The 1,574-nt window shown below is 44.7% G+C and carries 3 protein-coding genes; 2 read left to right on the forward strand and 1 reads right to left on the reverse strand.

Annotated features, from left to right (window positions below; genetic code table 11):
* Positions 1 to 151 precede the first annotated feature (151 nt).
* Both FCR06_RS32105 and FCR06_RS32110 read left to right on the forward strand, forming a co-directional pair.
* Entirely contained in the window at positions 152 to 619 is a 468-nt protein-coding gene (locus FCR06_RS32105) for a hypothetical protein (RefSeq protein WP_138506949.1), read from the forward strand.
* Between the two features lie 2 nt (positions 620 to 621).
* A complete protein-coding gene (locus FCR06_RS32110) occupies positions 622 to 1,311 on the forward strand; it encodes a hypothetical protein (protein ID WP_138506951.1) in 690 nt (229 codons plus the stop codon).
* 36 nt (positions 1,312 to 1,347) lie between these two features.
* Here FCR06_RS32110 and FCR06_RS32115 read toward each other — a convergent pair.
* A partial coding sequence (locus FCR06_RS32115; protein ID WP_145973340.1) for a transposase occupies positions 1,348 to 1,574 on the reverse strand: 227 nt, incomplete at its 5' end.

Below are 1,574 nucleotides of genomic sequence, written 5' to 3' on the forward strand. Positions count from 1 at the left end.
GTGAGAAAGCGTTTCGGCGCTATACACTCCGTAGCGAACAAGAAGCGGCGATCGTGAGAAAGCGTTTCGGCGCTATACACTCCGTAGCGAACAAGAAGCGGCGATCGCTGCTTACTATCGTGCCATAGGGGAAGACGAAGCGGAGTGAGGTATGCCCAAGCCACTTGATCCCAAATGCCAGCTATGCGCCAAGCTACCCGCAGCTAAGGCTAAGGTACTTCATGGGCCAGAAGGTGATGATTGCTGGAATCCGAGGGTTTGTCACAATCGCCGTTCCTTCTACCGGAACAAAAGTAAAGATGATTCTGGGCAGATTGAGGCGATCGCCGTTGAGCCACCAGCCAATTATTTTGCTGTATTGTACTTATATAAAGAACTGGGGGATAAACCATTGCACGCTATGTCGGCAGAGTTATGGCTGGGGCAAAAGCCAATCTGCCGCCTAGAGCCGATTCACTGCTTTGGACTAACGCCTGGCAAAATACGTGCCTACACAGATAAAGTGTTACAGGCGTTTGCTAAAGAATACAATGTTTCACTGTATCAGTATAAAGATATGTTTGAGGTTAGTCCAACGCATTGCCCAGTGCGACCTTGCCCTTTGCAGCCACAAGTTTAATCATGACCAGCTATCGGCAATTAACTATTTGGGATATTTTAGATGAGATATCAGAAGCGCCAACGACATCAACACTTGATGCAGTGTGGGAATGCTTAGATACTGAGCTAACAGATTTACCTGTAGAAGCACAGTTAACAACAGCCGCGGCAGCGTTTTATCAAATAGCAGATATTCTCAAATCCCGTGCAGAGTTATTATTGTCAGATGTACGCGCCCAAACGGATACTGAAGGTCCAGTTATCAACACCGACATCTTTGCTGGTTTGGTGCGGACAACCATGCACCTAGAATTGGATGACCTAATCGAAGAACCCCCAGTGCAGACTTTTAGAGCGCATGGGCCACATCAGTTTACTCATCCAACTACTAGTAGCGATTCAGTGGTGGCTTCAGTGGAGAAAGAAAATGTGTTGGCAATGCTCGATATCCAGACGCTAGTTGATGTTCATCGGCTGGCAGGTGATGAGGATGTGCAAAAGTGGCAAAGCGCTATCAGTCTTTATCTAGCGCAAGTAAAAGATGAAATTTCACTTGCTCAACTGCAACGTGGTTTGAAAATGCCGATTGTAGAAGTATGGCTGGGATTGTTGCTGGGTGGCTTTCAATTAGAGCAGCGTGGAGATTTTTACAATAGTCGAAATGTTTGGGTCAAAACAAGTCGCAAGTTGCAAGTCGCAAGTCGCAAGTGATAATCGATAAATAAAGTTAACGTGAGTTCGACGGAACTAAAAAATGGCAGGAGGTAGTACAGGCAAATTTTTTGGGTAAATGTCAATCGAGGGTTTTTTAGGCAAATAGGTATAAGCAGCTAAACCAGCCATCAAGTTAACTAAAAAATTAAATGGACTACGATGACGAGAGTGTTCTATTTGACATATATTTTTCAAATGGTCATTGACTGACTCAATTACAGCACGTTTGCGTAACAGAATCTTATCAATCAGTTTTACCA

The sequence above is a fragment of the Nostoc sp. PA-18-2419 genome, assembly GCF_005869855.1.
Lineage (GTDB): Bacteria > Cyanobacteriota > Cyanobacteriia > Cyanobacteriales > Nostocaceae > Nostoc.

Bases quoted from the DNA above. Each gene is read 5' to 3' on its own strand.
- FCR06_RS32105 (WP_138506949.1), top strand. From the start codon at position 152: ATGCCCAAGCCACTTGATCCCAAATGCCAGCTATGCGCCAAGCTACCC.
- FCR06_RS32110 (WP_138506951.1), top strand. From the start codon at position 622: ATGACCAGCTATCGGCAATTAACTATTTGGGATATTTTAGATGAGATA.